Below are 7,106 nucleotides of genomic sequence, written 5' to 3'. Positions count from 1 at the left end.
TACGGCTTATAATATATTGGAGGTGTTTGGTTGATTTTGGTTAAATTGGGTTAAATAGTTAAGTGGTTGAGTGAGCAAGCGCAAAGCGAAGCTTTAGGAAGTAAACTGCTTTACTTCCGTGCGCTTGCGAAAGCTACGACTATATGCAAACCCTAAAATCAAGGATTTTAGTAGTGAGCATAGGAGTAGCTAGTGAACCTTGAAGCAAACGAAGCTGAGTGAAACGAAGCAAGTTTGCGGTTAGTTAAAATAGTTGAGTAGTTAGAGAGTTAGAGAGTTAGAAAGTTAGAAAGTTAGAAAGTGAGCGAGGGTAAAGCCGTAAGGCTTAGTATTGGGTAAAATAGTTAAGTGGTTGAGTGACTAGGTAAAAGGTTAAAGGGAGAAGGGAGTTAGATGGTAAGGTGGTAAGGGGATAAGGAGGTAAGGTGGTAAGGGGGCTCAATTCCCAATTCCCATTTCCCAATTCCTAATGCCTAATTCCCAATGTCCAATGTCCAATATCTAAAACGGGGGAAAGATGAAAAAGATTTTAATTTTAATAATTTTTATACAAGGGGTTGTAATGGGGGCGATTTTGGAAAAAATTGAGATAAACGAAATTGAAGTTCCTTTCATATATGAAAAAGAGACCAATCTACCTATCGTTTCAGTTCAGATCGTTTTTCAAAAAAGTGGAAGTATAGAGGATAAGGATCTTGCTGGACTTGCAAAATTTAGCGCAAAAATGCTAAATCAAGGCACAAAAAGATTGGGAAACGTTGAATTTGCCAAGAAACTTGAAGAAAGAGCTATACATTTTGGAGTAAATACGGGGATTGAAACTATGGTATTTACTCTAAGCTCTCTAAAAAGAGAGTTTGAAAAGGGTATAGAACTGGTTAAAGAGCTTTTAGATGATCCAAACTTAACCCAAGAGGCTTTTGAAAAGGTAAAAACAAACACTTTAGGATATCTATCAAGAAAAGAGAGCGATTATGATTATATAGCGGGCGTAAATCTAAAAAAGATACTTTTTAAAGATACTCCTTTGGAAAATCCAAGTGATGGGACTATAGAGTCCATAAACAAAATCAGTTTGAAAGATGTTAAAGATTTTATAAAAAAACATATCGTTTTAAAAAGAGCCATTATCGTAATAGGCGGGGATATACAAAAGGATAGGGCAAAAGAGTTGATGATAAAGCTTTTAAAAGATCTTGATGGGGGAGAGTTTGAAGATCTTGGGTTTTATAACGCAAAAGATAAAAAAGAGACCAAAATAGTAAAAAAAGATACTAAACAGGCTTATATATATTTTGGAGCGCCATACTATCTAAAGGTTGAGGATGAAGATGTTTATAAGGCAAGAGTTGCTTCATATATATTGGGTGCTGGAGGATTTGGTAGCAGACTAATGGAAGAGATAAGAGTAAAAAGGGGACTTGCCTATTCGGCTTATTCTAGAGTAAATATAAACAAAAGCCATAGCTATTTTAGCGGTTATTTGCAAACAAAACTAAAATCCCAAGATGAAGCTATAAAAGTGGTAAAAGAGGTGATTTTTGAATTTATAAAAAACGGCGTTACCCAAAAGGAGCTCGATTCGGCTAAAAAGTTTATTTTAGGTAGTGAGCCTTTAAGAAACGAAACTCTATCTCAAAGACTCTCAAGAGCTTTTAATGAATATTATAAAGGAAAGCCTTTAGGATATTCAAAAAAAGAGTTAGAAAAAATTAAGGATTTGACCCTTGATGAATTAAACGATTTTATAAAAAAACATCCAGAAATTAACGAGTTATCTTTTAGTATAGTAACCAAATAGTTTTTTGGGAGAAAAAATAGTTTGCAGATAGAAAAAAAAGATCTTGAGAAGTTTAAAAAGCTAAAAATATCAAATATTTTAGAGCTATTATTGATAACTCCTCAAAACTATTATGATTTTAGAGTTAAAAACTATCCTGTATTAAAAAGCCAAAATCTTGTTTTAATAAATATCTATGAAGTGGTAAAAAACCCAAAATATCTTAAAATCATAGCTTTTTCGATTAATTTTAAACAAAATATTGAGCTTATTTTTTTTAGATATAACTCATATCATCTAAAAAGTTTTTCCCAAGGCTCTACTATGTATATTTACGGAAAAGTGGAGCAAAATTTTTCAAAACTTCAAATAATTCAGCCAAAAAAGATAAGCGAAAAAAACGTAGGTAAGATCTATACTTCCTATAAAACTCAAATAAGAGCAGATATATTTAAAAATCTAATAGATAAATATCTTAATTTTGAAAATTTGCAAAAATATAATATCCCTGAAAAATACGTTAAAAACGCTTTAACAGTTCATTATCCCAATGAGGAGTTTTTCTCTTACTATTTAAAATATAAAACATTTCCAAAAGAGATCATAGAGGCTTTAAAATTTATAGAGATTTATAACTATTTGAAAAAACTAAAAAGAAAAAAAAGGGTTTTTCCGGCTTTAATGAGATGTTCAAAAGAGATAGAGGGTTTTTTGGAAAATATCCCTTTTAAATTAACAGACGATCAGTTAAAAGCAATATACGATATAAAAGAGGATCTAAAAAAGCAAAAGGCAGCAAGAAGGGTAATTATAGGCGATGTGGGAAGCGGAAAGAGTATGGTTATGTTTGCAGCCGCTTATCTTACTTTTCCAAATAGAGCCATACTAATGGCTCCAACTACTATTTTGGCAAATCAGTTATATGAAGAGGCTAAAAAATATTTAAAAAATCTAAAAATCGCCCTTGTTACATCCTCTTCAAAAGATGAGGATTTAGAGGATTTTCATTTTATTATAGGCACTCACGCTCTTTTATATAAAAAATTGCCAAAGGCGTGTGTTATAATGGTAGATGAGCAGCATAGATTTGGAACAAATCAAAGAAATCTATTAAATAAACTCATCTCTTCAAAAGATAGATCCCCTCATTTTTTTCAATTTTCCGCTACACCCATCCCTAGAACGAAAGCTTTGATAGATTCTGAGTTGGTTGATTTTAGTTTTATAAAACAGACTCCTTTTAAAAAGGATATAACTACAAAAGTTATATCAAAAGATGATTTTAAAGAGCTACTTTTGCATATAAAAAAAGAGATTTTAAAAAAACATCAGGTATTAATAGTCTATCCCCTAATAGAATCAAAAAATGGCTATAAATACAAATCTTTAGAAGAAGCCGCCTCTTTTTGGAGAAGATATTTTGATAATGTATATATTACTCACGGAAAAGATAAAGAAAAAGAGGATATTTTAATCGATTTTAGAGACAAAGGAGATATATTACTCTCAACTACCGTAGTTGAAGTTGGAATCTCTTTGCCAAGGCTCTCAACTGTTGTTATAGTAGGAGCTGAAAATTTAGGACTTGCGACTCTTCATCAACTTAGGGGAAGAGTTAGTAGAACCGGGATAAAAGGTTACTGCTTTTTATATACAAATGATAAAAACAATAAAAGACTTCAAGAGTTTAGCAAAATATCAAGCGGGTTTGAGATAGCAGAACTTGATCTAAAGTATAGAAAAAGCGGTGATATTTTACAAGGATATGAACAAAGCGGAAAAAGTTTTAGATGGATTGATCTAAGCGAGGATAGATCTATCATAGAAGAGGCAAAAAAAATAGTTGGTTAAAAAAGTTAAAATGGTTGGATGGTTGAGTAGTTTAGTAGATATACTTCTAACCACCCAACAACTGAGCCTCATTAGCTAAATATACTAACTAAAAATTAATAAAGTCCAAATTTTCCGTCGGTTCTTTTATATAAAACTCTAATTTTCCCATCTCTATCTTCAAAAACTATAAAATATTTATCGCTATTTTTTAGATATTCTATAGCTTCTTCTATCTCTACGGGTTTATCTATATCAAGATTGTGAGGAACTACATCTTCGGAATATTTCAAAGCTTCGTTTATCTCTTCTTCAAGCATAGGTGCCGCCATTATCTCTTCTAATGATACGTTTTTATGATTTTTAACTTTGTCGGCATATCTTCTTAAAACTTTACTTGCTCTGCTAAGCGCAAGATCGATTGCGGCGTATACGTCTTTATCTCTTTGTTTGATTACAACGTTTCCTTTTTTTGCAAGATGTATATCAAACTCTACTATATAGCCTTTCCAGCCTTTTCTTTCATCCCCAGATACCGTTACGTTAACTCCCGTTATATCTAAGTTATATTTTTGCAATCCGTCAACAGCTTTATAGATATAATCTTTTATGGTATCGGTTAAATCAAAAGATTTTCCGTATATATGAATATAATCCATCTATCCATCCTTTTTGTTTATAATTTTTCAAAATTCTAACAAAATATGGCTTAATTGTGAGTAAATGGTGGTCATGGTTTTTGAATGGTTCTTCTATGGTATCTTATAGGCTCGTTAGATTGTAGATTTGTTACGATTGTATCGACTATTATAGTTCCGTTTGAATCTGAAGTTGAGATATTGTTGGCTAAAGTGTGGTTACTATCGCAAGGTAGGTTGCTGCCGATATAATAGATAGATAGATCTATTGAGTATTGAGGGTTTGTAGAGGATGGATAGTCGATGTGAACCGTGTTTATGCAACTGGTGTTGTTTTCGTGCCCGTGTATCGCTAATATTGCGTATTCAGTGGCGCTTTTTGCCAAAAGTTCAATCTGTTCTTTTTGATAGATATCTCCCGTTTGTTTTGCCGTTTGGGAAGATAGCGATAGCATCAAAACCATTAAAGTAGATATAATAACCAAAATTATAATAGCCGTAATTAGACTAAATCCTCTTCTCATTAGTAGACCACTTTCTCTTTGCAAAAGGATATATTAAAATCGTTTGTAATCTTTTTATAAATACAAAGTTTCATTCTTATTACCTTGTCCGCTTGCTTAAATTTAAAAAGAGTTACGTTTTCAATGAGTTTAGCTTTTTTGCCGTCACTATATTTTTCTCCTCGCCAAGGCATATAATCGTAATATAGATATAACGTTTTTTTGGATAGATCGGGAACGATTGCCTTTGCCCCGTAGGTTAAATAATATTGCTCATATACGGTTTTTGGACTATTTGCGTTACTTCCGTCAAATTTTAAAACATCGTCTGAGATTGAGTGAACTTCAAAAACATCCTTTGCCAAAGAGCTGTTTGAGTCATATCCCCTATTCCATCCGTAACTATTTACAACGTCATAATCTGTAGGAATCTCTTTAAAAATTATGGCGCATCCGTTGTTAGTCACGTTTAGATCTATTTTGTTTTGACTTTTTTTGTATATTATATCTCGTGCTATAGTTAGTTTGCTTCCCGGAGTTTTAACTTGCGTTTTATTTGTTTCGTTGCTATCAAGATCTATAAACCCACTCCATCCCGGATAAAATATACTACTATTGCTATCTATATTTGAGTATAGCCCTCTAAAGCTATCATGTGCGTATTCGATCCATTCTAAGATTTCATAACTGCTATTTGCGTCGCTTAAAGATTTTATATCGGTTGGATTATCCAAATCTCTTGCTATGGTAGTAGGCTTTATCCTATAAGATAATCTTTTAGCTATCTGGGTCAAAACAAGTTCGGTTTTTGTTTCAAGCTCGTTTATGGTTCTTGTAAATATATATTGCTCAAAGATTTTTGCGATTATCTGTGCGCTTATAGCTCCTATAATGCCTAAAATTATAATTACAAACAATAGCTCTACCAAAGTAAAAGATTTTTTCAATTATAATTCCTACTTAATAATTTTGATTCGCCTATATTTGAGGCAAAGCTTCTATAAATTGCAATTGTTTGATTTGAATCTTTATCTTTTACCTCCACTTCAATCATTTTAATATTTGTTGATGATATATGTGGAGATGTTTGAAAAACGAAATTAATATTTTTTTTATTATAATCATTTATATCGGAAATATAAATTACATTTGTTGCTATTTCTATATCTAAAATATAATCAACATTCCCACTATTAAGGGTTAAGCTTTTTACTCCTATAAAATCATCAATATCATCCATATCAGAAAAATCGCTTCCAAGTGTAGAAGAGGCGTATATTATTTGATTATAAAACTTCCGCCTACCAACCCCTTTAAAACTACCTTTTCTTTTTGTAGTATTTAAAATTCTATCCAATTCGTTATCACCATGGGTTACGTCTAATATTGGAGAAAAAGTTACATTTAAATCTGTAGTTTTTTCATCCCATTTATAGGTTAATATATTTCCAATCGCTGTAGAGCCTGCGAGAATTGCTTCTTGATTTATGCTTAATTCGTTAATTTTTGATATATTTGATAGCATTGTTGGGATTGTTACCATAGCTATCCCTAATATTACTATAGTAAAAACAAGCTCAATCATCGTTGCGGCTTTTCTCACCACTCTATCCTATTTTCTACATTTTTACTGATGTTTATATCTACTACTTTTCCCACATTTTTTCCTATTCCTGCCCAGTCTCCCGAATGTGTAAATTCTATATAATAATGATTTGTCGTGGCATTTTGGTCAAATCTATTATAGATCAGCCAAGAGGAGGCGTTTATATCCATCCTATCTTTATACGGATAAGTTGCTCCTGTGTAGTTGTGGCTATATTTTTCTACTCCGTTTGCAATTGATGCGTTTTTTGTAACATTTATTTTATCATGAGACGAGTCGATATTGAAAATCTCACCAAAAGATGTAGAGTTATGATCTTTATTTATATACCAGTAAACGTCATCGACGCTTTCTCCTCCAAGGATATTTGCCGGATCAAAGCCGTTTTTGCTATATACCTCATAATAGACATTTCCTATAAAAGGATTGTTTTGTGTTTTATAATCTGGGGAGTGAACACGAGCATAGTAAAATGTGATGTTTTGATCTACGCTTCTATTAAAATCTTTTCCGTAAGTTGTGCCGTTTATTTCAGAAACGGTAATATTAAAATCGTTTTTATATATTACAAAAGGATTATCCGCTATAGTTACGTTTCTATCAAAGTTAAATTTAATGGTTATATTAGCAGTTCCGCCGGTAAAATTTCCTTCAGTAGTTTTAAAGGTAGAGGGATTTGTATTGCTTGATAAAATAGTCGATGATGATCCATCATCAAAAAATCTTATTCTATTTTGTGTAGATGACCA

The 7,106-nt window shown here is 31.9% G+C and carries 7 protein-coding genes; 2 read left to right on the top strand and 5 right to left on the bottom strand.

What is annotated here, in order from left to right; genetic code table 11:
• Positions 1-517 precede the first annotated feature (517 nt).
• Both AC30RD_RS04925 and recG read left to right on the top strand, forming a co-directional pair.
• The gene (locus tag AC30RD_RS04925) at positions 518-1,801 is read left to right on the top strand and encodes a M16 family metallopeptidase (RefSeq protein ID WP_489493194.1); all 1,284 of its coding nucleotides are present in this window, start codon (positions 518-520) and stop codon (positions 1,799-1,801) included.
• A 21-nt stretch (positions 1,802-1,822) separates the two neighbouring features.
• On the top strand, positions 1,823-3,631 hold the full coding sequence (gene recG / locus AC30RD_RS04920; protein WP_489493193.1) for an ATP-dependent DNA helicase RecG: 1,809 nt from the start codon (positions 1,823-1,825) through the stop codon (positions 3,629-3,631).
• Between the two features lie 95 nt (positions 3,632-3,726).
• On the opposite strand, the gene hpf is transcribed toward recG, so the two are convergent.
• From hpf to AC30RD_RS04895, 5 genes are all read right to left on the bottom strand, one after another.
• The gene (hpf, locus tag AC30RD_RS04915) at positions 3,727-4,269 is read right to left on the bottom strand and encodes a ribosome hibernation-promoting factor, HPF/YfiA family (protein WP_489493192.1); all 543 of its coding nucleotides are present in this window, start codon (positions 4,267-4,269) and stop codon (positions 3,727-3,729) included.
• 71 nt (positions 4,270-4,340) lie between these two features.
• Entirely contained in the window at positions 4,341-4,772 is a 432-nt protein-coding gene (locus tag AC30RD_RS04910; RefSeq protein WP_489493191.1) for a type II secretion system protein, read from the bottom strand.
• Positions 4,772-5,698, bottom strand: coding sequence for a hypothetical protein (locus AC30RD_RS04905; RefSeq protein WP_489493190.1), 927 nt, complete (start codon positions 5,696-5,698; stop codon positions 4,772-4,774). The genes AC30RD_RS04910 and AC30RD_RS04905 overlap by 1 nt, the downstream gene beginning before the upstream one ends.
• Positions 5,695-6,354 (bottom strand): hypothetical protein, encoded by a 660-nt coding sequence (locus AC30RD_RS04900; protein ID WP_489493189.1) that lies wholly within the window; start codon positions 6,352-6,354, stop codon positions 5,695-5,697. Before AC30RD_RS04900 ends, AC30RD_RS04905 begins: the two co-directional genes overlap by 4 nt.
• Positions 6,351-7,106 (bottom strand): hypothetical protein (locus tag AC30RD_RS04895; protein WP_489493188.1); only part of this gene is annotated, 756 nt, incomplete at its 5' end. The genes AC30RD_RS04900 and AC30RD_RS04895, both read right to left, overlap by 4 nt.

The sequence above is a fragment of the Nitrosophilus sp. genome, from assembly GCF_982775275.1.
Note: the sequence above shows the minus strand (reverse complement) of the source record. Positions and strands in the feature narration are given on the sequence as shown.